Annotated in this window: 18 protein-coding genes; 8 read left to right on the top strand and 10 right to left on the bottom strand. The window is 39.2% G+C overall.

Annotated elements, in window-relative coordinates:
• Positions 1-152: 152 nt before the first annotated feature.
• A complete protein-coding gene (locus ABJF92_RS14655; RefSeq protein ID WP_446816520.1) occupies positions 153-1,376 on the bottom strand; it encodes an EAL and HDOD domain-containing protein in 1,224 nt (407 codons plus the stop codon).
• A 130-nt stretch (positions 1,377-1,506) separates the two neighbouring features.
• Here ABJF92_RS14655 and ilvD point away from each other — a divergent pair, with 130 nt between their 5' ends.
• The 6 genes from ilvD to ABJF92_RS14685 all read left to right on the top strand — a co-directional run bounded on the left by ilvD (position 1,507) and on the right by ABJF92_RS14685 (position 11,061).
• The gene (ilvD, locus tag ABJF92_RS14660; protein WP_446816521.1) at positions 1,507-3,351 is read left to right on the top strand and encodes a dihydroxy-acid dehydratase; all 1,845 of its coding nucleotides are present in this window, start codon (positions 1,507-1,509) and stop codon (positions 3,349-3,351) included.
• Positions 3,352-3,436: 85 nt separating this feature from the next.
• On the top strand, positions 3,437-4,279 hold the full coding sequence (locus ABJF92_RS14665; protein ID WP_446816522.1) for a 23S rRNA (adenine(2030)-N(6))-methyltransferase RlmJ: 843 nt from the start codon (positions 3,437-3,439) through the stop codon (positions 4,277-4,279).
• 24 nt (positions 4,280-4,303) lie between these two features.
• Positions 4,304-5,518 (top strand): PAS domain-containing protein, encoded by a 1,215-nt coding sequence (locus ABJF92_RS14670; protein ID WP_446816523.1) that lies wholly within the window; start codon positions 4,304-4,306, stop codon positions 5,516-5,518.
• Positions 5,519-6,024: 506 nt separating this feature from the next.
• Positions 6,025-7,770, top strand: coding sequence for an ATP-dependent nuclease (locus tag ABJF92_RS14675; protein ID WP_446816524.1), 1,746 nt, complete (start codon positions 6,025-6,027; stop codon positions 7,768-7,770).
• Complete coding sequence (locus tag ABJF92_RS14680) at positions 7,767-9,185, top strand: UvrD-helicase domain-containing protein (protein ID WP_446816525.1); 1,419 nt, start codon at positions 7,767-7,769, stop codon at positions 9,183-9,185. The genes ABJF92_RS14675 and ABJF92_RS14680 overlap by 4 nt, the downstream gene beginning before the upstream one ends.
• A gap of 103 nt (positions 9,186-9,288) precedes the next feature.
• Positions 9,289-11,061, top strand: a complete 1,773-nt coding sequence (locus tag ABJF92_RS14685; RefSeq protein WP_446816526.1) for a hypothetical protein — start codon at positions 9,289-9,291, stop codon at positions 11,059-11,061.
• Positions 11,062-11,268: 207 nt separating this feature from the next.
• Here the strand turns inward: ABJF92_RS14685 and ABJF92_RS14690 are convergent, their stop codons facing one another.
• A complete protein-coding gene (locus tag ABJF92_RS14690) occupies positions 11,269-11,646 on the bottom strand; it encodes a helix-turn-helix domain-containing protein (protein ID WP_446816527.1) in 378 nt (125 codons plus the stop codon).
• Positions 11,647-11,748: 102 nt separating this feature from the next.
• Here ABJF92_RS14690 and ABJF92_RS14695 point away from each other — a divergent pair, with 102 nt between their 5' ends.
• Entirely contained in the window at positions 11,749-12,276 is a 528-nt protein-coding gene (locus tag ABJF92_RS14695) for a hypothetical protein (protein WP_446816528.1), read from the top strand.
• Positions 12,276-13,640, top strand: coding sequence for a DEAD/DEAH box helicase (locus ABJF92_RS14700; RefSeq protein ID WP_446816529.1), 1,365 nt, complete (start codon positions 12,276-12,278; stop codon positions 13,638-13,640). The genes ABJF92_RS14695 and ABJF92_RS14700 overlap by 1 nt, the downstream gene beginning before the upstream one ends.
• A gap of 203 nt (positions 13,641-13,843) precedes the next feature.
• Here the strand turns inward: ABJF92_RS14700 and ABJF92_RS14705 are convergent, their stop codons facing one another.
• From ABJF92_RS14705 to ABJF92_RS14740, 8 genes are all read right to left on the bottom strand, one after another.
• Complete coding sequence (locus tag ABJF92_RS14705) at positions 13,844-15,565, bottom strand: hypothetical protein (protein ID WP_446816530.1); 1,722 nt, start codon at positions 15,563-15,565, stop codon at positions 13,844-13,846.
• Between the two features lie 146 nt (positions 15,566-15,711).
• The gene (locus ABJF92_RS14710; RefSeq protein WP_446816531.1) at positions 15,712-16,578 is read right to left on the bottom strand and encodes a hypothetical protein; all 867 of its coding nucleotides are present in this window, start codon (positions 16,576-16,578) and stop codon (positions 15,712-15,714) included.
• Positions 16,579-16,702: 124 nt separating this feature from the next.
• Positions 16,703-19,162: a hypothetical protein gene (locus ABJF92_RS14715; RefSeq protein WP_446816532.1), complete on the bottom strand. Its 2,460-nt coding sequence runs from the start codon at positions 19,160-19,162 to the stop codon at positions 16,703-16,705.
• A gap of 75 nt (positions 19,163-19,237) precedes the next feature.
• Positions 19,238-19,633 carry a hypothetical protein gene (locus ABJF92_RS14720; RefSeq protein WP_446816533.1) on the bottom strand — a complete coding sequence of 132 codons (396 nt, stop codon included), beginning with the start codon at positions 19,631-19,633 and terminating at the stop codon, positions 19,238-19,240.
• Complete coding sequence (locus tag ABJF92_RS14725; protein WP_446816534.1) at positions 19,617-21,611, bottom strand: hypothetical protein; 1,995 nt, start codon at positions 21,609-21,611, stop codon at positions 19,617-19,619. Before ABJF92_RS14725 ends, ABJF92_RS14720 begins: the two co-directional genes overlap by 17 nt.
• A 1-nt stretch (position 21,612) precedes the next feature.
• Positions 21,613-23,343: a hypothetical protein gene (locus tag ABJF92_RS14730; protein WP_446816535.1), complete on the bottom strand. Its 1,731-nt coding sequence runs from the start codon at positions 23,341-23,343 to the stop codon at positions 21,613-21,615.
• On the bottom strand, positions 23,333-24,622 hold the full coding sequence (locus ABJF92_RS14735; protein ID WP_446816536.1) for a tyrosine-type recombinase/integrase: 1,290 nt from the start codon (positions 24,620-24,622) through the stop codon (positions 23,333-23,335). Before ABJF92_RS14735 ends, ABJF92_RS14730 begins: the two co-directional genes overlap by 11 nt.
• A 100-nt stretch (positions 24,623-24,722) precedes the next feature.
• A complete protein-coding gene (locus ABJF92_RS14740; RefSeq protein ID WP_446816592.1) occupies positions 24,723-25,088 on the bottom strand; it encodes a secondary thiamine-phosphate synthase enzyme YjbQ in 366 nt (121 codons plus the stop codon).

Raw genomic sequence — 25,088 nt, forward strand, 5'->3', positions numbered from 1 at the left:
AAAAACAACAAAAACCATATAAAATTCAATAGCTTAATAGACAACCACAACATAAGAATCCAGTTAGCCACAGCACTCAAAGGCATTTCCTACGGCCTCGTAGGAATCCACCTACACAGCTCACCGAAAATATTTCAAACAACTTACAATGGCTAGAAACAAGCGACCACTTCGTCCGCCCATTGCACCGCTTCGATGTAGGTTTCACTAAGAATCTCAGCGTCTTCATCCATAACACCATGGCCCAGAGTGGCGTAGCTTTCGATATGCGCTAAAGTTCCTCCAACTCGCCCTGTTCGATTGACGATGGCAGAGATATATTCACTGGGTAAAGGCAACTCCTCTAAAATGTCTTCCAACGTCATCCCCAGACAGGCATCTATCATAGACAACATGCCCGCGAGAAAGAATTTGTCTTCATTCCCATAACCACAACGCTCGGCAAACAGCTCCATATGTTTTGCTCGTACCATGGTTTGTTCGAGCAAAACGGGTCTGTCGCCGACCATTTCAGACATCAACAACATATTGGTAATGGCTTTGAGTCGGTCGGCACCAATTAACATAATAGCCAGTCGAACAGAGTCGATTGTCGCCACTAAACCGGTAACAGGAGAGTTCAGGTAGCGCAACAACTTATGCACTAACATGGCATCTTGGCTAACAATCCTTTCAAGCTCATCAATGCTCAGGCTAGCGCTTTGCATTAAAGACGCCATGAGTTGCAGCAAGGTGGTGTGATTGACCTTAGAACTTTTGCTCGCCAGCACTTCTGGCTTTTCAAAAAAATAGCCCTGAAATAAAGTCACGTCCAATACTCGACAAAACTGATACTCATCCCAAGTTTCCACTTTCTCGGCAATGATTTTTACGTTAAAGCCACGAAGAGATTCCACCTGCTGATGTATCCCTTCTTGGTCTAATACACGCATATCCAGTTTAATAAAATCTGCTAATTGAACAAAAGGCACCAGCTTACTTTCAAAGACAAAACCACTTAACGCAATCCGGTAGCCCGCTGCCGACCAGCGCCTTAAAGCGGCCAATAAAATAGGATCAAATTGCGCATCAGCCAACACTTCAATCACCACGTTGTCTTTGTCAAAGGGAATGCCAGTAGGTTCTAACAAATAAGCCCGAGGAAGTTTAATAAAGGCGAGATGCGCCCCAACCAAATTACCTAATCCCACGCCAAATAAAGCCGCCGACATAACCTGAGACGTAGCGCTTACATCATCAATGATATCTGCACTCAATGAATTGGCTGTTTTTCGATACAGCAACTCATACCCCATGACTGCCAAGCGACTATCAACAATTGGCTGACGGGCTAACGCCATAGCGGTATATGAGGCATTACTTGAGTTTATGGTCATGTCTATTTCACTTTTAAAATGTGATTTTTGTAATTGTGGCCTATTGTGATCAAATTGCCATTGGGCAGAAGCCTTAAACTTGTTAACATGCTTCGTCTATATAAAGCAAAAATAATTTGTGGGGAAACCGATGCCAGACTACCGCTCCAAGACTACAACTTCAGGCCGTAACATGGCCGGCGCTCGCGCTCTATGGCGTGCGACCGGTATGAAAGACGATGACTTTCATAAACCTATTATTGCCGTCGCAAACTCTTTTACGCAATTTGTTCCAGGTCATGTACACCTTAAAGATCTAGGTCAGTTAGTTTGCCGTGAAATTGAGAAGTCCGGTGGTGTGGCAAAAGAGTTCAACACAATTGCGGTAGATGATGGTATTGCAATGGGCCATGACGGTATGCTGTACAGCTTGCCTTCTCGTGATCTGATCGCAGACTCCGTTGAATACATGGTAAATGCTCACTGTGCGGACGCACTGGTTTGTATTTCCAACTGTGACAAAATCACACCAGGAATGTTGATGGCGGCGATGCGCTTAAATATCCCTGTTATCTTCGTCTCTGGTGGGCCTATGGAAGCAGGTAAAACTAAGCTTTCAGAAAACAAACTAGACCTAGTAGATGCCATGGTGATCGCGGCAGACCCAACCGCTTCGGATGAAAAAGTTGCCGAATACGAGCGTTCTGCTTGCCCAACTTGTGGCTCTTGCTCTGGCATGTTCACTGCAAACTCTATGAACTGTCTAACTGAAGCGCTTGGTTTAAGTTTACCGGGTAACGGTACGACTCTAGCGACCCACTCTGACCGCCACCGTTTGTTCCTTGAAGCAGGCCAACGCATTGTTGATATTACGAAACGCTTCTATGATCAAAACGAGCCTCAGTGGGCGCCACGCGCCATTGCGTCTTTTGAAGCTTTTGAAAATGCGATGACACTCGACATCGCGATGGGTGGTTCAACGAATACCATCCTTCACTTGCTGGCCATTGCCCGCGAAGCAGGTGTCGATTTCACACTAACTGACATCGACCGTTTGTCTCGTAAAGTGCCTCAACTATGTAAGGTTGCCCCTAACTCGCCTAAATACCACATTGAAGATGTGCACCGCGCCGGTGGTATCTTTGGTTTGCTCGGTGAAATTGATCGTGCGGGTCTATTGCATAACCAAGTGCACACCATTCACTCTCAAACAATGGAAGAAGCCCTAGAAACTTGGGACATCATGCGTTCACCAACGCCTGAAGTGATCGAGTTTTATAAAGCGGGCCCTGCTGGTATTCCAACGCAAACAGCGTTCAGCCAATCAACTCGCTGGCCTTCTCTGGATGGCGACCGCGCGGAAGGCTGTTTCCGCTCTATTGAAAACGCTTTCTCGCTGGAAGGTGGTCTAGCGGTTCTTTATGGTAACATCGCCCTAGATGGCTGTGTGGTGAAAAGTGCCGGTGTTGATGAGTCCTGCCTAGTTTTTGAAGGTCCTGCGCACATTACCGAGTCTCAGGATGAAGCTGTGTCTAATATCCTTGAAGACAAAGTGGTGGCTGGTGATGTCGTGATTGTTCGTTACGAAGGACCGAAAGGCGGACCAGGCATGCAAGAAATGCTCTACCCAACCTCTTACATTAAGTCTAAAGGTTTAGGAAAAGACTGTGCTCTATTAACCGACGGACGTTTCTCTGGTGGTACATCTGGCCTGTCTATCGGCCACGTTTCTCCAGAAGCCGGCGCCGGTGGTGCCATTGGTTTGGTTGAAAATGGAGACATCATCCGTATCGATATTCCAAACCGTACCATCGATGTATTGCTAAGCGATGAAGAGCTTGCTACTCGTCGTGCCGCAATGGAAGCGAAAGGTCGTGATGCTTGGAAACCTGAAAAAGAACGTCCACGTAAAGTATCGCCAGCACTTAAAGTGTACGCACACTTTGCGACCAGTGCCGATAAGGGCGCGGTTCGTGATTTAGATCAATTGGATTAATTCCAAAAAGTAACAAGATATTTTACAGTACCGCAAAAGGTCGCATGTTTCATTGCGACCTTTTTCATTCATTACAGGACACAACATGCTTAGCTATCGGCACATTTATCATGCGGGCAATCACGCAGATATTTTAAAACATTTAATCGTCAGCCAAATCTGTCGTCATCTAGTCAAAAAGGAAGCTCCTTTCTTCTATCTAGATACTCATGCAGGGATTGGCCAATATGCGTTGGACTCTGAGCAAGCTCAGAAAAACAAAGAGTTCCAATCTGGTATTTCACGACTATTAGATGAAGACAACTTGCCAGAGCCGATCGACGAGTTTTTAGACATTGTTAGGGAAATGAACCCAGATGGCACATTGCAGCTTTATCCGGGTAGCCCTAAAGTTGTTGACTATTATTTACGCAAAAAAGACAAATTACACCTTTGTGAACTGCACCCAAATGATTATCCTGTGTTAGCGGCCTTGTTTCCTAACAAGCGTAAAGCGAACGTCGTCAAAGACAATGGTTTTTCTGCCGTAAAAGCCATGTTACCACCGCCACAGAAGCGTGGTTTTACTTTGATGGACCCTCCTTATGAAGTAAAAAAAGACTATCAGTATGTGGTTCAAGCTTTAAAAGATGGGCATCAACGCTTCCCTCAAGGCACTTATGCCATCTGGTACCCGGTACTGGGCCGCCAACAAGCTGACGATTTGATTCGTGATGTCAAAAACACCCAGATCCGTAATGTTCTGCTGGTGGAACTTTGCATCCGAGATACAGAGAAAGAAAGAGGCATGGCTGGCAGCGGCATGATTATCGTCAACCCGCCTTGGACTCTGGAACAAGAAAGTAACGAATGCTTGCCGATCTTAAAAAGCATTCTGGCCGAAGACAACAGTGCTAGCCATCAAATACGCTGGATAACACCAGAGTAAGAACACGTACAAAGGAGCGTACCCATGGAAAACCACTTCGAATTAGCGTTTCAAAATATGCCGACACCTGCTTTCATTATTGATCGCAGTACAGGACAAATCCGTGCCTTCAACCGTAATTTCGCGCTGATTTTTGAAAACCGTAATACTGCTCCGGGTAACGATTGGCATACCCTTAGTAAAGATGAAACTCCATGGCCGACATTAAGTCAAAAAATAGCGGATGGCTCGCTTCAACGCTGTGAATGTAATGTTCGAGTGGGTGATAAGACCGTTCACATGCAGCTAACTTTCCAACTACAAGGAGATAGCATTCTAAGCTGTGTATACAGCTCGGATCACATGGATTTAGCAGCGGCTGAAAACACATTACTGCAATTTGCTTTGTCTGAGTCCTCTGCAGGTCTGTGGATTTGGGAGACAGATTCCGATCTTACCGCCTGCTCTGAATCCATTGCATTATTACTCGGTTGTCCACAAGATCAAACACCACGATCTACAGTAGAGTGGCACAATCTTGTTCACCCAGATGATGTTCGTCGATTAGCAAACCTTGTGAATCAACATGTCGCTGAGAACAAAGACTATTATGAAGTGGAATACCGTATCCGTCGTAGCAATCAAGAGTATCTGTGGGTAAAAGAACGGGGTCGTACTTATACTCGCTCCACCGACGGTGATATTAAGAAAATCATTGGTTTTGTGGTGGACATTAGTCACCAGAAAGAACTGGAAGAGCATCTACGCAACCAAGCGACCTTTGATGAATTAACAGGCCTACTGACTCGAGCCGCCGCCCTCACCCATTTCAAAAAACAATTGGGGTTGGCAAAACGCCAGTACACACCTTTGAGCATGGCGAAAATCCATTTGGATGCGAATCAACGTTTATCAGGCTTACCTTTAGAAGAACGCAACATCGCCATCTTAACGTCTGCTCGACACATCTATAAAAAGATTCGCGAGGCTGACGTATTAGCCCGAGTGGAGGCAGATAAATTATTGCTACTGTTACCGAACACCAGCATTAAAGATGCCCAAAAACTGCTAATGAATATCATAGTGCCCACCTCAGATGAATGCTCAACGCTGTTTGAAGGCAATGCTGATCCGGCGGATTTCTGTGTAGGTTTAGCCACCTTCCCTGAAGATGGCGAAACCATAGATGAGTTAGCGCAAAGTGCTAACCAAGCGGTAGAAGAAGGCCAGTCCAAACAGCAAAAAATTGTGGTGAACTAACCTATAAAAAAGCTACCCGCGAAAATCAATTCGTGGGTAGTTTTTCTGTCATGCATCTTTAAGACTTAATCCCCTTGCAGGGTCAACACTAGGCGGCGCTTGCCACCATAGTCTCTGTGTTCTCCTACACATTAAATGCGAGTATACCAACCATGGACGTTAATTTTCTCTTGATATAACTGACTTTAACCGCTCTTGTTAATGTCCATGGATATGTTTCTAAAAACACAAAAATAAGCGATTCTATGTCCATAGTTTCTTTCTGATCACTTTCGATCTTGCAACAATAACAGTCATCATTATTCCTACGCGTTAAATTGGAGTAAAAAACCATAAGTACGAGCCCGAATATTCATAATATTTTTTGATGCAGCACAAAATCTGCTACTAAAACTCCTTACGAGTAAATACCTAAATGTATTAGCTATTTACTCGTAAGGAGTTTTAAATGGTATACAACATAGGGTTAATGTTGACTAATAACTTCTAATTTAAAAGGATTTGATATGTCGGTAATTCGTCACATAGAAATACAAAACTTTAGAGCAATTAAACGGCTATCTTGGCATCCAAAACCAGGCCTTAATTGTCTAATAGGGCCAGGGGACTCAGGCAAATCTACAATTCTAGATGCTATAGATCTTGCCCTAGGAGCACGGCATTCATACTCATTTAATGATGCAGACTTCTATCAACTAGATACATCATCGCCACTAATTATTACAGTCACAATTGGTGAGCTTCATGAAGAATTAAAAAATATAGAACGTTATGGTTTTTTTCTCAGAGGTTTCAATCCCGAAACTAAAGTCATAACAGACGAGCCACAAGGCGCAGAAACCGTTCTTACCCTCAAGCTTTATGTTGACGCTGATTTAGCTCCTGATTGGAGCTTGTATTCGGACAGGGCAGAAGCAGATGATTTAGAACGTCGGCTCCCTTGGAAGCATAGAGAGCTATTGTCGCCAGCTCGGCTTGGTACAACCTCCCATCAAAACCTTGCGTGGGGAAATCGATCAGTGCTTAACAAGCTTTCAGAAGATACATTAGATGTATCTTCTATCTTAGCCCAACTGGGAAGAGAAACTCGTCAAGCCTTTGCAGCACAACAAGTACAAGGAATCTCAGATGTTCTAACTCAAGCCCACCAAATAGCTAATGGGCTTGGTGTGTCAGTTGGACAACTTAGTGCTCTACTCGATGTAAACGGAATATCCCTATCCAATGGTGCTATAAGCCTTCATAATAATGACGGCACCCCCCTAAGACAATTAGGAACAGGATCTTCACGCCTTCTAATTAGCGGTCTACAAAAAGCAGCTAGTAGTTCGAATATTCTTCTTGTAGATGAAGCTGAATATGGTCTTGAACCATATCGTATTACTAGACTTCTTAATGAGTTAGGTTCAAAAGGTGCTGAATCAAAGAAGCAAGTATTCATCACTACTCACTCACCTTATGTTCTTAGAGAACTGAAAGCTAACCAGCTTCATGTCGTAAGGAAGCTGTCTTTAGCAACCCAGTCTTTTGAATTACCACTATGCCCTTCTTCTCATAGAATATATAGCCTTCAAGGTGAGGACCATCAACAAGCTACACTAAGGGCTTGTGCTGAAGCATTTTTCAGCAAAGCAATAATTGTAGGTGAAGGGAGCACTGAAGTGGGTTTTGTTCGAGGTTTAGACCTTTATCTACAAGACTCCCAACAACTTGGAATTCAGTCTAAAGGCGGTTTTTGTACTGATGGCGGCGGCGGAGATAATTATTTTCAAAGAGCAAAGGTATTTGCAAGCTTAGGTTACCCAGTCGCCTTGCTTAAGGATTCCGATATAAATACTCCTGCGCATCAAGCACAAACAGAGCAATGCAGAAGTGCGGGCGTCACTGTGTTTGAATGGGAACACGGAATGTCTACCGAAGGTGCTATTTTCAACTGGTGTAGAGTAGATCTTTTATCACTTCTTGTAAAAGCTGCTTCTGAATTGAATGGGCCACAGGAAGTCGATCAGCATATTAAAAATAAATCGAATAACCAGTATGATTTATCAACATGCCTATCTACACCGCATGAAGAAATGAGGATGCCTTTAGCCCTTGCTGCTGGCCACTATAAATGGTTTAAAAACATAGAAAAGTCAGAAACAGTTATCAGATCTGTTGTGGCTCCCAATCAGTCATTATTTAATAACCATTTTCAAAGTATCCTCAAAAAAATGCTAGATTGGGTAAATGATAATGGGGATATTCGATGAATGTGGAAGCCGTTCTGAATAATGAGAGAGGAGCGATAGTCGCTCCAGCAGGTTGTGGCAAAACCCATTTGATAACGGAGGTACTATTAATACAAAATTCTAAGCCAATTTTAGTACTCACACACACAACTGCTGGAGTTAGTGCATTAAAAAAAAGACTTCGGAAGTTGTCAGTACCAACAAAACATTACATTGTTACAACTATTGATGGGTGGGCTCTTCGTATAGCTAATAGTTTCCCAAATAGCTGCCCTACTCATTCATCACCAGAAAACCCTGGGCAGTTCTATCCAGAGCTAAGACAATCTGTCTTGACGTTGCTCAGTTCAGGCGGCATTAGCGACATCATTCAAGCATCTTATTCAAGGCTGCTTGTCGACGAGTATCAAGACTGCGATGTTAACCAGCATAACCTCATCGCCTCTCTTTCTGCAGTACTCCCAACTGTTATTTTTGGAGACCCAATGCAATGTATTTTTAACTTTGCGGGGCCAATGCCCAATTGGAACGGTGAAGTTTTAAAGCATTTCCCACTTATAGGTGAATTAAATACTCCATGGCGCTGGATAAATGCTGGAGCACCCGCTCTTGGGGAATGGGTACTTGCAGCAAGAGAAAGCCTCAAGCTAGGGGCAAGGGTTGATCTACAAACTTGTCCTGCCCACGTAATATGGCACCCACTGAATAACATACACCAAACGGATAGAACTAATCAGTATAACTTTCAACACTCTATCTTAAATAGCTATCCAGAAGATTCTTTATTAGTCATTGGAAGCTCAATAAACAATCAATCAAGGCATAACTATGCTCAAGGAAGCTCACGAATTGAAGTCATTGAGCCTGTCCAACTTACAGACATAACTAAAGCAGCTATTCAACTCGATAACAAAATAGGATTAGATCTTACAGCTATTATTCTAGACGTTGTTAGCACAATGATGACCAATGTCGAAAAGACAGCCACATTACAACGAGTAAAAAGTATTCTCAACGGTCGAAATAGGACTCCAGCTACTAATATTGAGAAAGCACTTTGTGATGTAGCTACTGACAGTTCAAGGTCTAATATCTTAGAAGCTATGCTAAAACTCGAATTAAAAACTGGTACTCGTGTTTATCGAAAAAATGCATTCGATGCGCTTAAAGAGTCTGTGTCTATAGCCATAACTTCGCCAACAATAAGTGTATTTGAAGCAGCATCCTCAGTAAGAGAACGCCTGCGCCATCAGGGAGATAAACGGATACCAAATAGAGCTATTGGATCAACTCTTTTACTCAAAGGTCTTGAAGCAGATCATTGTATGATTTTGGATGCTCAAGCTAATGGTATGAATGCAAACAATTTATATGTTGCACTCTCACGCGGGGCAAAAACAATTACGATTTTTTCTAGGGATACTTATATCCCATAAGATGAAATTTAACCTCTGTGTATCTTGCTCCTACAATTTTGAAAATACAACGAGTTGACCACTTCATACTAGGTTTCAATGTTGTCACAAAATAGGCTATAAAATGAAATTCGATTACCTTTCTGCATTTCCTATACCTGAAGAGCACCTTCCTACAAAGCTTCGTGAGCTCCTAACTCCTGTTGATCTATCAGCAAATGTAAGAGTAGAGGTTGCTGCAATGCAAGAGAATGATCAATACGGCCCAAATGCTGAGCACCTTCACCTTCAAATGGCAGTTGTGAACGGAATAACAAGTCAACCACTCGAGACTTTGAGAGAAGCTGATAATGGCGTTGTGGAGTATTCAGTTCCAGTTGAAGATGCCATCGGCTGTATAAGCAACTTTATACCATCTATATCAAGTCACGATTACATTGTTGCTGCATGGGGAGGAAGCTCTTTTTATTCGTATAGTCTGTCTGAAAAAGTCTGGATGGCTCTTGGTTTATCACCACGCTGTGTTGGTAATGATGAACAACGCCTAATTTACGATGACTTAGGTCTTCCTGAACCTGATGTGGCAGATGGTGAAATATCTACTAGCTACCATGGCTCTCTTAAAAGAAATGTATGCTGGCGAATGTCTAATGAATATTTAAGGCGATATTTGTGGTTAAGAGGAGCTCGAGGTGTTCGAGTTTTTTTCTATCAAGTGCATATTCAAGATACCGTTCACATTCGAGAAGTCATGAAAGGTAAATCTCATATCAATTTAAAACCTATCAAAGGTGTAAAGTGGTTTGAATTAGACATTCGTGAACATAAACAGGGGCTCCTTTTACAGCTTTGGGCATCTGTAGAAGCGGTATATCCCGAATTATGTCCAGAGCAAAATGCAGAAACACTGGTATGGCCTGGCGAGCAAAGACCAATGACTCATGACAGAGCTGATTCCATAATTCAGCACCATAATCCAGTTTATCTTGATGACAAGTTTTTAGAAAAATACGAACAAAGTAATTTTTACGATACTACCCCTTATCAAGCCTGGGGCCAATGGAACTGTGATCCTTCTTACGGAGGGCAATGGTGCTTCACTGAATGCCAGCGGGTTGGTAGGAATTTAATAAAAGTTCCTATGAGAGAGCTCTATAAGGCTAAACCAGATCGTGAAATCACTCATGCATACGAGCATGTTATCGCCCCAGAGAATTTGGAACATATCGATTTAGCGGAAGAACATATTGTCAATAAAGTACAACGATTATTAGAAGCATTACTAAATTTAGGCGATGGTCTCTCTAAGCTTGGAGATACGATAGGTTTGGCTCAAACAACAGAAGAGCTAACGGGGTTCAGTCGAAAAGAAATTGAGGATAACGGATGGCTCAAATATCCCTCGTTAGGGCGTCTGGCTCAAGTGGCTCCCATCGACATGACCCAACAAATGTTTTTAGCACGCTGTAAAAATATCCACGAGTTAATACAAAAAATCCCAAATGGACACCTCAAATCCCTGCTCATTAACGCTGGCTGCCCACGAAGTAAAATAGGAAGTCTTGGGAGCCTAAAACTTATTCAAGCCTTGTTAAATAGGCTAGAATACTTAAACGGTCAATTTGAATCAGTTCATGATTTTCCATCTCAAGCAGAACCCGAAGCTTGGGATGATTCAAACGTTAATTTAGCCCCACTTTTTTTAAATAATGACCTAAGAATAGCTGATGCTCATGACGCGATAGAAAAATGCATTTCAACACTGCAAAAGCTAGGCTTTGATACAGCCAACCTTAGGAGTGGGTATGGGAAAGCACTTGATTTCGTGATGGATGGCGTAATCGACTCTTTAGATTACATAGCTAATCAGTTAAAAGAACTGCTGACTAGAGAGTGAGTGGTATATATTACTCTCAGCTGGGATATTTTTATTGCTAATGGCCTGCTCTGTTGGAGTATTCTCAATTATTCAAGATAAACTAAATGAGTCAATGCCCAATATACGGCTCTCTTGTACCGACTCCCTTACTATCTATTAGGAAATGCTATTAAAGTGCTGTTCCCGTAGGTATCAATTTCAAAACGGTTTCATAGGAGATTGCAACTACAATTCTTTGATATCTATAGTAACCTCAGGTAATTTTTCACGTTGCTCTACAACCGCTTCCATCTCTAAGCGTTCCATCTTCTCAAGCTCAGTGATTAATGTTTTTTTAGCTGTGTCATCCAAACGAAATACTAAACACGCCAATTCAGCACTTAGATCATCTTCACATAAAAAATAGTTCAAAGGGACGTTGAGTTCTTGAGCAATTTTTCTCAACGTTTCGATGTCAGGAGCATGCCGCCCCTTTTCATAGTGGTTCATACGGCCGCTGGCAGAGCTTTCGTCCATACCGATTTTTATCCCAAGCTCTTTCTGGGATATACCGATTTTATTACGAGCTTGTTTAAGCCGTAGTGGTATAGGGTTATCTGACAAAATAGTTTCATCTTTAAAGTCTCATGTACTTAGATTGTCTAAGTTTTACTTATTTCTGTATACTTAGCAATCCTAAGTTTTATAGTTTTTTGAGACACAAACATGACATCTAAACCATTTTCTTTGAATAAACGGTTCAAAGAGCTCTTGCAACACATGGAAGGAACTAGCATCAGACGAAAAGAACTCATTCAATTAGCATCCAGTACAACAAAGCTAGATATAGCCCAATCAACGAGGCTGGTAGCAAGGAACGTTAGCAGACTAACATCTGAAGGTCTTCTAAATGCCAGTGGAGAGCGTAACGCTCGAACCTACCACCTAACTTCTGAATTGATTTTAATGCTAAACAGAAGCGCTCGTGAGCCGTCAGGCGAAGAAACTATAGATACAAGTCAAAGCTCAAATGAAGTGCATCTTCTGAATGAAGAAAAGAAAGCTAATGCTGAATTAAAACTACTATTGGGAGAGATTGATGCTTATCAGGAATATTTAGGACTGTTTCCACATAAGCGACCAGCTATTGCGCAATTACTTAATGAGTCGAGAGAAAAAGCGACAAAATTCTACGGCCGATTAAACGCCATAAAAAAAATCATTAAATCAACTCAATCTGAGGAGAGTGTGTAATGCTTAGAGCATGGCAAGAACAGTGTCTATATCAAGCAGTGACATCTTTTAAGAAACGCTCTCAATTCCTGGTATTGGCTTCACCTGGTGCGGGTAAAACCGTGCTTGCAGCACATATTGCAAAAGATCTTATTAACAATGGCGATATCGACTATGTAGTATGTTTTTCTCCTTCTCGAATCGTTTCACTGAGCATCGAAGAAACATTTGAGAAAACATTGAAGCGAAAGTTTAATGGCAGACTTGGAGCAATCGGAGCATCACGTACTTATCATTCACTTAGCAACTCAACTGAACTAATCAATGATCTTGCGGCCACTAGAGTCTTGATCATTTTTGATGAAATACACCACTGTGCGGGCGACGGAAACTCTCCAGCTAATGCATGGGGGTTGCAGCTTTTATCTACGATACAACATTTAGCAACTTATACGTTATCACTTACTGGCACACCTTGGCGCACTGATACGCTCCCTATTTCATTCGCTAAATACTCAGATCCAGAAGGTAACATTATCTGTGACTACTCGTATAATCTTGTTGATGCAATAAAAGATAAGGTCTGTCGGAGGCCTCAAATTACCGTAATTGATATTGAAAAAGTAACAGTGAAAGGATTAGATAAATTTGAAACCTACACTAGCTTGCAGTCATTGCTAAGCGAAGGTGAAGTGAGCTATCAAACTGTAATCAGACACCCTGAAGTCATCAAGCACTTACTGTCATTAAGCGTTAATCAGCTGAATGCTCTTAGAAAGAAATCATTTAGTGCTGGCGGTTTAATAGTCGCATCTTCATACGAACATGCTTTACAGATTCAATCGATTCTATTGGACCACTTCAATAAAAAGTCTACTTTAGTTTCCTATAGGCATGACGACTCACCAGAGCTTATTAAACGTTTCCGCAAAGACAACAGCGAATGGATCATCAGTATCGCCATGATCAGCGAAGGGACGGATATACCAAGGTTGCAAGTTTGTTGTAGTCTTACTGATGTTACCACCGAACTTTACTTTCGTCAGATCATTGGGCGCATCATTCGAATGACCAAAGATCAGTCACCTGTCGCTAATATGTATATGTTGGCAGAGCCAAACTTGGTAGAGTTCGCAGACCGGCTAAATAAAGCAATTCCGGGCACTTACAACTACCAAAAAACAGAAGAATTGCTGAATAGTATAGACACTCCAAACTCAAAAAATGGTGGTAGTCGAGACTCTTACAGAGACGACGTTTTAACACCAGAAACTAACCTTGATGATTTTATCTTGAGTAATGATCACGATCTATTGAAACAGACAGGCTTAAATGAACTGACAATGTCTTCATTTAAATCGAAAATAATTTCGTATTATTTATAGGAACCCGCCATATACGCAACCTTCATAGAACTGTTTTTATACGACCTTTTTAGCTTATCCCAGTCGCATTTTTTGAAATTGAATGCCTGTATATAAAGACCATCCAAAATAGCTTTTAAAGGCATTTTCAATCCTTATCACAACTTCCATGTGTCAGCTGGTACTAGGTGTATTAAAGACACATGCTCTTTTCTCTAATAGTTTCATTTAAAGAGTTTTCTTGTATTATGGAACGCTATTAACCAATTCTGACTGAAATTCCCAGTTCTAGAGGATCTATATAAAGCCTGTACAAATTTTTCTGTATCCGCATAATAATAGAGTAACTCTAACAATTGATCTGTGTTTAAAAACAAAGAATTCCAAGTAAAACACCTTTGCATAAAAGGCTTCTTGGAAGTATTGATGTTGAGTTTTTCTTCATGCGCTCTACATATACTTCTATAATCATTTATCTTTTTCAGTAACTCGTTTTGATCAGTGTTCTCGCTAGCTCTTTCTAGATGTCCATCATCAGCGCTGAAAGCCATATCATAGACTATCCTATTAATATTAGTGAGGTCAGACACAGTGCCATAGTCCATAACGCTTAGTGATACCCTTAAAATGTCACGCCCCCTATGCTCAAGTTGATAGTTATCACTAAACATTATGTGGCTCTGGTCTAGCAGCACATACTCATGGACAAGACACTGCTTCTGTGAATGTAGAAACGAATAGGTGATATCCTCAAGCGTTGAGGATTGATTACCAGACCTTGACTCTGAAACCAATTCCTTAGTCTTCAGTTCAACAAACACAATACAAGAAGAAGACTCAATAATGAAATCGCATTCTCCTTGGGTCGCCTTAATTCCAAACTCTCTAAGATGACTTTGGGTATTTTTATTAATAGTGTAAGTGGCACTATGATGAAAATTAATGTTGCTACTTCGAAGCTCATTTTCGATGAACCTTTCTGCAATCTCGCCCTTCAAAGCATTCTGTTTCCGAATGGATATCCTCCCATGTTCTAGCTGACGTTTTAATTCACTCTGAAGAAATTTTATGAAGCCTACAATATGAAAAAAGGAAGTCGGATAAGCAGCATTTCCACTAGGGCCTTTTATGAATGGCTTGTTCAGTAGAGAGTAAAAATTGGAATCATATGGTGAGGTTGATTTTTGGTTTATGTCGTTGGTAAGAACCTCTACGGATTTAATAATTTCTATTTGGTCATATTGGCCTTCAAGAGCTTGCATGATACTTTGATTGACATCATCACTCATTTCATAAGTATTCCATGCATGCAGATGATCAAAAATATCGATATAAATACTCAGGTCTAGCTTAACTTGTAGCCCCTCGGTAATCTGATTGATCACCTCTTTACCAAATAGACCATGTACCATCTTCTTGCCGTTGCTATAATTATATTGCACAGGATTGAAGATACTATCTTTTATAGCGATTTCTTCTAATTTTCGGTGCATTCCATAATAGCCCACAAACGGCTCCATTCTATTGTACGTTTGATGACCTTCTACAGCCATAATAGATGCTGAAAGAGAGAAAATAAGGTCTAAATTTTGATCGATCTTATGCATTAACCTCTCATCAACTTTTGCTGGATGATAATGTTTCAAAGATAGAATATAAAGATAGGCAAAAGGCAGCTGGCTCCTCAGTGTGCCAACTCCGAAGGATGTCAACTCTGGGTAGATCAAAAGACCTCTGTCTAGAGGAGGGATGGCTGTTTTTTTTGTCTGCTCTATCACTCGGGCCATCAAACTCTGATACAGATGACGGCCCACTATGGCCGCTAAACGATCCAGTTTTTTAAATACTTTATCCCTTTCTGTAGCACTTATCTTATCTAAGTGAACTTTGACCTTCTTTGAGGCCAAGAAATTCAATGCTTCCGATCTATTTTTTGGTAGTTCCATCCTGAACATAACCTCCTTAAGTAACTTTATTAAATCAGCTTAATTAACTAGAGTTTAACGTTAATGGGTATTTAGTAAAGTCTAGGGAGTCGACTACACAGTAGTGGAAGCCTAAATTAATTCTCAGTTATAATTAAAGCCGCCATTCAGTGCCGATTACAGTAGTCGATAATGTCGTCAAAACTTACGTCTTCACGCTCCAACCTCACCTCTAGTTCGTTTAGAAACGCGATACTTGGCAATTCATCAGAGCTCGATATATTGATAGAAAATTTAGGATTATAAACTTTACCAACCCTCGAAAGTTCATTGCTAAGTTGATTCAGAATTTGGTCTCTCAACATTAGTTGGTTTCTTCGAAACCGTATCAAGCGGTGGCAATCGAAGAAATCTGAGCGCTTTGATGAGTCATATTTCCTACAATTCCAACCAGTATCTTTTGTGGCACGATAAAGAGCCAACTCTTGTATGTCATTCCATTCACTGAAGTTAAAATAGTTGATCGAGCTAGGACTATCACCTTGAGCCTGAGTGAGGAATTTGATTTCACTAGATTGGTGCTGATCAAGAACAACCAAAGTTCTATTTTGTTCTGATAACAGGTGTTTGATTGGTATAGGCATGTCGAAGCACATCACTTTCTTTGAATCTAAAACGCGTATTTCTCTAGGAAACAACTGGTCATTATGCCTGTTCCTTCGCCGAGGAACCCACTGAATATATTTACCAAAGAAACTTATGACACCTTCTGAGCTAAACGAAACTGTGTGAATTTTATTAGTGTCAACATCCTGTTGTAGAATGTAACAAGCTTTTCCATACCAAATTAACGATTGAGCTATGTCTGTTACTAATTCAAGTATTGTCTCATCAATTTGATGGGCTGTGCGTCGAGTGTGAATATTGCCAAAAATCGTTTTCATAAACTCATCATCATTTGACGATATGTTAAATAGATTACTACTTCGATTATTTGAGTGATGGAATAACCTAGAAAAATCTTCATCAAACATTCTTCGGTAGAAACCAATTCTCTTCTGCTGTTGTTTATAGAAAATCCTATCAACTAACTCAATTTCTAAATCATAAAAGTTATGCGGGGGTAGAGGGTTAATCCTAAATTTTATCATGCTAAACCTAACCATCGCCTTCAAGTAAGTATCGAGCAAGATCGGTTATGTTACGATCCATATTAGAGTCAATGACCTCGATTTGCGGTACAACTTGTACAGCAAAAAAGAGATGTGATGCATCAGAATGTGATTGAAGAAATACTCTCACTATTTTATTTTTATGCTGTTTGGCATTGCCAAACCTCAATTGACTTTCAAACCCATCATTTCTTACTCGGTTTTCAAACGATTGTTTCCAATTAATTCTAATCATACTTCGAGGAGATGCATCCCAGTCCACATTCCGTGAATCGGAAAAAAACAACATTCGTTTTAAGTATTGTTGTTTATCACTAATGCTTCCAACCCAAGACTCAAATTCAGTAAGAACATGCTCTGACAATTTCTCATTATCGAAGTATGCTCCATATAAAATAGAAAAGCCTAAGATTGAAGCAAGGTCGTTGATCACAGTTGAAATAAGATGAAAGCGGTATTTATCATTTACCTTCAAATTAGGGTCAACAAACCTGAGATCCGCTGCAATAAATGCAAGCTTCATTAGCGTCGGAAATATTTTATCTAATTTATTTACATCATTTTTTTCAAGAGCATTTATACATTCTTCAGCTAGTTCAAAGTAGATTTGTCCAAAGTGATCTGGCGACTCATCGCTTAGGTGTGGTTGAAATATATGACCAACCATAGCAACATCACTAAGGTTATATATTGCACTCTCTCTTGCAGTATTAAGTTGCTGGATCATTTCAAGAACGTTTATATCAGGTAGCTTATAGTGATCTTCTGCATAGTATTCATACTCTTTATATCTCTCTATGAGTTCATTGATGTCACCTAACCAGTTAGGTAATTTCCAATGGCTATGCAAGCTTGCTAAATCAACTTGAGTTGCGGCCTCTTTCATTCCTTGCTTTTTAAGCGTATGTACAAAATTCGGAATAAGATTCTGATAAAAGTCGCATATCATAGGCAGGATTCTTGCGTAGTACTGCAACAATATTTGGACTGTAAGTTGTTGGAGGTATTTAGGTTTAGATTGACGAGCCCCTTCAATTTCATACTCAAACTCAATTCGCTTAACGATAAAGTCGAGTTCTATTTGTAGGAATGGAGGTAAGCGACGAAGACTTTGTTTATTCCACTCGTCTATCTCAAAAAAGTTTTTTAGTTCTCCATCAAATGTCATTATTTGGCGTAGAGTTCCTAAGCAGAGATTACTCCCTAACGCTGCCCAAGTATCCGCTATAGTCATCTTTATTTTAGATGTGTCATGATCTGTCACGGAATTCGATGAGGAGAAACTGAGTTCAATAATTTCTTTGATTTTTTTAAGTTCTCGCATACCGGTTTCAAATTGAAACTGTGTTGTATAAACAGAAACTCGATCAGAGAAACGAGTTATTAGCTTTAATGAAAGATCCAAGTCACCAATTTGAAATGCAAGATCGATATGGTTTGTTAATTTACTTATGATCTCATTTTCAACCCATTGATAGTCAATTTTTTCCTTTATCAATGGTTGTTGGCTCTTCGTATTAATTGCCATAGAAGTTACTGTATCACCTGCAAAAAACCATTGCTGATGAGATTTTTTTCTTGGAAACCAATAGCTGTCTTGATCGATTTTCCGTTTCACCAGAAGGTAATGTAGAAGCAAATACATATAAATATCAGTCAATGCTGATAGGTTGTTTTTTAAACCCTCATTCTTAGATATAAGACACTCATTAATATATGAAAACTGCTCTAAAGATTTATGAGCTTGCTTAAAATAATGGTTAGCTAATGAATTAGAATTTTTTCTTTCCACTACTCCTGCTATATCATTTTTTATTTTTAGAAGTATCTCTGAACTAATTAGCTGATTGAGATCAAAAAAATTAAAAAGTCGTTGACCTAGTGGAAACAAAGCCAAAGTACTAAGTAAAGTCAAAAATGTTCCAGTAATATAGACAAACAACCCAAGTTCAAAATTAAAGGTAGGTAAAGCTGAAGCAGTTAAACAGAATATCGCAGAAAAAACCAAAACAGTAGAATATACACTTCCAACCTGTTCGCTGGTAAGCATTAAAATAATATCCCGTCGAAGTTTTGTGTACCCTGCACTTATTATAATCCCAATAGTTGCAAAATAAATAGAAAAAATAGCCGTTAATAATTGAGAATACAGCCTAAGTTGTTCTATATTAAATTTTTTTTCATCAGGAGTTATTGCTGGAAGCCACAATGGAAAATTACTTCTAATATAATATTCTGCAGATATCAAAACCGCTAAGAAAAAAATAACACCAAGAAGACTTCTCACTCCCACGAATGCAAAAGACCCTAAAATGTTGGCGTTTTCCTTTGATTTAATAAATGAAACACGACTCTTGTAAGCGTTTTTTTCGTAGGCAAAGCTAATATTACCCGAAATTTTTCGTAGCTTCCAAAACCATGGTTTTGAGCTTCCCCAAATTTTCAATCGTTCTATAAAAATATTTTTTCTCCATTTTCGAATCTAAAAATTTTAAAATATCAATCAGAAACCGTCAAAAATCTACTTTAGTTGAACTACATTTTCTAATTTTAAGCGCTCGATGTCATCAAGTAGCTCTTCAATATAGAAATTTTGTGCTTCAACTATTGAAGCCAATTTATCGCGCTGCTTTCTACAATCAGACATTCTATCCTTGAGAGATCGAACTCTAGCATCTTTAGTCTTCTTTACTTTAAGAGAGTCACATTCAATTGAATTAATATAGGCTTGAATTTCAAGAACGAGAAGGGGGTATCTGCTTTTTTTCAAAGCAGAAGGATCTCTTCCTGCCTCTCTTGCAATATTATTTTGAGTGATTTTTGACCCTTTATCTATAAATAGTGGCTTATTAATTTTTAAGCGCTCAAATGCGTCCCGAAACATTTCCTCGGCAGTTTCACTATTGTTTAATGACATTCAAGTAGACCTCAATAGCTTTAATTTCATGCTGCAATGCCTTAAGACGAAGCTCTTCAGTATCGAAATCACTAATTTCTTCTTCATACATAGATTTAAGTTTTGAAAGTCGAGACTCGTTTTTACGATCAAATATAGCGTCCTGACATATCCCTGTATCAAGAGTGCCTGCACACTTTGATATTGATTCAATACCACCATACTCACAAGCCCCAGATTTCATACAAAAACCCAGTAAAGTGCGTCGACAGTTTATGCTACCTTTTTTTATAAGTTGCGTTAGCTTCTTTTCATCATTTTCCTCTATAAGATTTATAATTTCATTTGAGCTAGAACCTTTAGAATGAGGTCGCACAAACTCAGTACTATTCTTTACCAATTGCACTAACTGCCTACTTACCGAACGATAAGACTCTACTATTAGAGCTGTCTCTACCTCTGAATTCAGTCTTAAATTAGTATGATTTTTGCCATAATACAGGGTCATAGCTCGGCTATGATGTTTCATGCTCCATTGTAGGCTATCAACAGAAACCTTTTGAGAAGAGAACATGTTTACTCCTGAAGTTCGCCGCAATTGATGTGCACTAAAGTGCCAAGGCTTACCAATTCCAAACTCGTCACGATTACCTAAATTAGGAGTAAGGGATAGAGCTATCTCCCAGTCACTTTTCGTTACCATAATCTCTTCTTGTTCAAATACATGGGGAAAACTTCTTAAGTAAGAGGTGTAGCAAATGTGTTTCTTGGCAGCTCTTTGGCTATTTCCTGTACCTAATGCCCAAGGTTCACGCCCAATAAGAGCAAGGGGAATTGACTCGTTATGCTTCATTTCTTTATGATGCCTAGAACGTAATTTAGAAATAAATGCAGCTATATCAACAGCTTTCTTAACTGTTTCTGGAACCACCCACCGAGCATCATTATCCTGCTCAGTTTTGGTTGTTTCTCCAACGAGTAGAAATATATCTCCAAGTCGATCATCTTTTTCCGTCAAAAAACAATCCGAACGCAATGAGATTACTTCTGATTGTCTCTGAATTGAAAAACTTGCGATGAAGAACAGCGCAGTGTCACGGATAAAACTAAGATACCCTGAAAAAACGGACATTGTAACTCTAGTGGGTTTAGTCCATTTTTCAATTTGGGCCATTATATTATAGTCAGTTAAAAACTTATAAGCAGTCCCATCATATTCAATACGGCCTTCAGAAATTAACTTTTGTACTTTAGAAATATCGTTTTTATCAATTTTTGCAACTGGACTAATATAATTAGACGGTATAGATTTTATTAATGAGTTATGTCTATAGGCATCTGAAAGCCAATTAAATGCAGTTCCAACAGAACTTTGAATTTCATGAAACTCATCTAGAATTTGATTTAAACGTTTTATAGAGTAACTCCAAATTCTTGGAGGAATATATGCATGCTGAACAATTTCTCTTTTTCTAGCCTTTGCTGATAGAAAAGCCAGTGTTTTTTCATCAGCAATTTCAAAACCAATCAAATCCGAATATAGTCTTAATTTATGCAATAGCTTTATATCTGAAATATAATCCGCACGTTGAAGAGCATCTGAAACAGATGCATGAAGACGTGGAAACCTGGACAATTCAGAGATCAAGATCCCATGTATATCACAAACCTTTGCTATTTTTATAAGTAACATAAAGGTTTGTTTGCAGCTAATTATTTTTCCTGGAAAAAGCCTTGGATGATAAATTACCGTTATTAAAACAATCTTAGCAAGCTTTAAATTTTTATTAGATAAGTTATGCATGCCAAAATTAAAGCCGGAATAACCAAAAGCTGAATAGTCCCAATAGTCATCCCCATACTTAGATAAATTAGCTCCATTTGTATCAATCGATAAAAACCAGTCATCAGGAGGTGGAAGTGAAGGCAAGCTCCAAATTGGTGTTTTTGGGGTTACCAAATCTGAAGGGTACATAAAATGTAGATCAGAAGCTTCCATATTAGTCTTCCCAAAAATCTATAATTTTTTTCCAATGTGGATGGTAGTCACCTTCATCAACTCTACTCTCACTTTCTACTACCCATTCGGAACGAATTTTACTAGAATTTCTAAACCAATTAATCTTTTGAGTTATTCGATCTATTACAATATCTACAGGTGGTGATAATGATTTATTTTTAACAAAAAACTTGGACTCCTCTATTTTTAATAATCGAAAACTTAGAAGGGACCAAACATAATCCAAACTATCAACATCTCGGTGATGTTGACACCAAAGACACCCAGAAGGTACTACGCAGTTAGGTTCAACAATGGAAGCAGGCGTATCATCATAAGCAATTGGTATACCATCACATTTACTATTAATAATTGATGCCTTCAGAGCCCCTGTTAGAATAGGATCGTGTTTATTCCAAAACTGTGTTACCTCTACCATTGCTCTCTGCTGACTAGGAACTTTGTAATTGTCCAATAAAACTTGGGTTGTATTTTGTGCCATCTCAGCAGTTAAGTTTTCATCACCAGACCGACGAAGTATCCAGTTCACTCGACTATTACGAAGTCTGCTAGACGGGATCCATGGAACACCATGCTCTGAAGTTATTTTACGAAGAATACTACCAGATAACCCTCTAGCACTACCTTCATATGGGCCAGAACCAAACAACGGAAACAAACCATCAGAGTTAGGGAAAAAGAGGTCAATAAACGCTAGATGCTCCTTAAAGCGTTTTTTATATGATTTAAAAATGCTAAACCTTACTTCTCCACCCCTACGTGGCTTATAACATGTCACACTCCAGTCATCACTTTGTGATCTATATTTAAAACTACCACGTTTTAATTTTTTTGCTTGTGAAAAATTCATACCTGTCTGAGCAATAAACATCATAAGCTCAGCACAAACTCGAACATTTATACAATATCTCCTTGCCGCAGAATTTATTGCTTCATCTGGAGTGTTTATAGATTTTCTAGCTTTTTTATAAGTCCTTTCTCCTGTCTTTTTCTGCCATGAAAGCCATTGATCGCGAGGCAGTTTTATCCATTCAGCATCTTTCAAAGGACCATATAATGTCAACGGCCCTCCATTAATATCATTTAATTTTAAGGGTAGCTCACCCAATATTTTTTCTATCGTAATCGCTGATGTAACACCAGCGATAAAACTTCCAAATTTAAAAACATCTTGAAGATTTTGCTTTTCAGAAGTTTTACTCTTCGACCTTTTCCTATTAGCGTTTTTCTTTATTCTAGCCCTTATAATCAACCTTTCTTCATGCGGTATCTCTAAAATACCACCAAATAATTTTGATAGCACAGCTAGGCTTCCATATATAGTTGAAGACTTTATTAATTCAGCTTGAAACTTCGAAAACAAAAATTCTGAATATTTAATATAGTTAATCACTATATCTGAAATTTTAAAGGACAATCCATCATCCTCCATATATTTAATAAATGCTTTTATTTCTGATATACAAGATAGAACGCTTCGATAACTGCCACCACCTACGATAACAGTATCCAATTCATCTTTAATAGCAGACAGGAAGTCTAATCGGTCCATACATTTATCTATTACAATACCTTCATTGATAGCTTTTTTGAAATTTCTTGCATTGATTTTTGCTCCTCCTTCATACAAAAACCGAGAAAGATCAAAAACATTATAATCCATGACATCTTCATTATTAACTTCAACTTTTAGATCATAATTAGGAATCATATGTAACCTCATCGATTACTTTATTTCGATTAAGGCCAATATCATTCCCCATAAAAAAGTCAAAAAATTCATCAGAGAGCGCTGCCTTTATTGGCTCATTTTCAATAAACCTGATATATTTCCAAGTTGTAGATTCGTTTTTGTGAAGCATTGCATCTCGAACAAAAACAATTGCATCAGATTTTCTTGGGAGAGTATCTAAGACTATCTGCATTAATCCCGTACCAAAAGATGCACGTGACTGGTGAAACTTCAAATGTTTAAACTGTAAAAGACCACTGGAAATTAGCTCTTTCCTTAGATCACTTATTAGTTTTGTGAATGATGTATCTGAATAAGTATTTCCTCTCTCGGTTAAAAAGAGAGTAGCACTATCATTTCCTGATGATCGGCTTTGCCTTGTTAACCTCCTAACTGAATTAGCGTAATACTTAAGTTGCTCAATTAGCTGAAAAGGAATTAGAATATCCCCTTTTACACCGTATTTAGTTTTTACTTTTGTCCCAGGACCCACACTAATACGCACTATTTCAGTACCTAGAGGGTCTTTTTGTATATTATAAAGTGTCGATATTTGTAATGTACGTATAGTTTCACTTCTTGCTCCCGTGAAAAAGCCAATAAGAAACATGAGATAAAGTTCATGTTTTTCATTATCAAGCAAAAACTTCAATAAGGTATCGCGATCTCTCACACTTAAGGGTAATAACCCTCCTTCCAATAACTCTCCTGGCGGCTTACGACTAGGGATAGACAATTCAGTATGATTAACAGCTATAGTGCGTTCAAGTCCCTCTTTCGTGAAAAATTTGACTATATTAACTTTATTTTCCCATAACTCTTTCTTTTCAATAAAACCATTCAGTTTGGCCCAATGATAAAAACGTACAATAGAGCTCATTCGAGCTGTAGCTGTACTGGGAGCTATTTCCCCTTGATCTCTCTGTCTTACCAGAAAACCGCGATAACGAACTAAGCACCGATCTTTCTTTTTCTTAGGGAAGTAACGCCAATCCACCCCCTCTAATTCTAACCAAGATGCGTAAGCTTTAAGGTGACTCATAAAAGAGGAAACAGTTTTGTAGTTTTTTTTCAGACCACTATTTAGTTGATCTATTGCATATCTATTGGCAGAGCTCCATGGCTCACCATCAGAAAAGAAAATTTGCGGAACTCTCGAGAGTTGGTAGTCATTAGTTTCTTGCCAAATAATCTTTCGATTATTTCTAGACAAAACAGGTTTCATAGATTGAACATTTATCAATTCTAGTCTTGCCATACCAACCACCTTATCAAAATCCTCAAACTTAAAGATAGTTGGTTACTCAATATACGTCCATGTTTCATGAGTATTTATTATGCGAAATAGCATACGACTCTTATGTAAAATAAATGCCTTGCCATGTACCTAAATACAATTGTCCATTACGCACTGGAATCGTTAGAGACGACCCCAGCATACTGGTCTTAATATGTGCTGGCATGTCGTCGCTGCCTTCATAAATATGCTCATAATAGGGCTGATTTTCTGGCACCATGTGATGAAAATGACGCTCCATATCTCGGCGCACCGAAGGGTCAGCATTCTCATTAATGGTCAATGACGCTGAGGTATGTAAGATTTGCACATGCAACAAACCCACAGACACAGGTGTGAGCGACGCTAAGGCTTGCTCAACCTGCTCTGTAATCAGATGAAAACCACGCGTTTTCGTAGGTAAACTGATTTCTGTTTGCTGCCACAT

The sequence above is a fragment of the Marinomonas sp. genome, from assembly GCF_039940335.1.
GTDB lineage: Bacteria > Pseudomonadota > Gammaproteobacteria > Pseudomonadales > Marinomonadaceae > Marinomonas.

Bases quoted from the DNA above. Each gene is read 5' to 3' on its own strand.
- ABJF92_RS14655 (WP_446816520.1), bottom strand. From the start codon at position 1,376: ATGACCATAAACTCAAGTAATGCCTCATATACCGCTATGGCGTTAGCC.
- ilvD (WP_446816521.1), top strand. From the start codon at position 1,507: ATGCCAGACTACCGCTCCAAGACTACAACTTCAGGCCGTAACATGGCC.
- ABJF92_RS14665 (WP_446816522.1), top strand. From the start codon at position 3,437: ATGCTTAGCTATCGGCACATTTATCATGCGGGCAATCACGCAGATATT.
- ABJF92_RS14670 (WP_446816523.1), top strand. From the start codon at position 4,304: ATGGAAAACCACTTCGAATTAGCGTTTCAAAATATGCCGACACCTGCT.
- ABJF92_RS14675 (WP_446816524.1), top strand. From the start codon at position 6,025: ATGTCGGTAATTCGTCACATAGAAATACAAAACTTTAGAGCAATTAAA.
- ABJF92_RS14680 (WP_446816525.1), top strand. From the start codon at position 7,767: ATGAATGTGGAAGCCGTTCTGAATAATGAGAGAGGAGCGATAGTCGCT.
- ABJF92_RS14685 (WP_446816526.1), top strand. From the start codon at position 9,289: ATGAAATTCGATTACCTTTCTGCATTTCCTATACCTGAAGAGCACCTT.
- ABJF92_RS14695 (WP_446816528.1), top strand. From the start codon at position 11,749: ATGACATCTAAACCATTTTCTTTGAATAAACGGTTCAAAGAGCTCTTG.
- ABJF92_RS14700 (WP_446816529.1), top strand. From the start codon at position 12,276: ATGCTTAGAGCATGGCAAGAACAGTGTCTATATCAAGCAGTGACATCT.
- ABJF92_RS14705 (WP_446816530.1), bottom strand. From the start codon at position 15,565: ATGGAACTACCAAAAAATAGATCGGAAGCATTGAATTTCTTGGCCTCA.
- ABJF92_RS14710 (WP_446816531.1), bottom strand. From the start codon at position 16,578: ATGTTTGATGAAGATTTTTCTAGGTTATTCCATCACTCAAATAATCGA.
- ABJF92_RS14720 (WP_446816533.1), bottom strand. From the start codon at position 19,633: ATGTCATTAAACAATAGTGAAACTGCCGAGGAAATGTTTCGGGACGCA.
- ABJF92_RS14725 (WP_446816534.1), bottom strand. From the start codon at position 21,611: ATGGAAGCTTCTGATCTACATTTTATGTACCCTTCAGATTTGGTAACC.
- ABJF92_RS14730 (WP_446816535.1), bottom strand. From the start codon at position 23,343: ATGATTCCTAATTATGATCTAAAAGTTGAAGTTAATAATGAAGATGTC.
- ABJF92_RS14735 (WP_446816536.1), bottom strand. From the start codon at position 24,622: ATGGCAAGACTAGAATTGATAAATGTTCAATCTATGAAACCTGTTTTG.
- ABJF92_RS14740 (WP_446816592.1), bottom strand. From the start codon at position 25,088: ATGTGGCAGCAAACAGAAATCAGTTTACCTACGAAAACGCGTGGTTTT.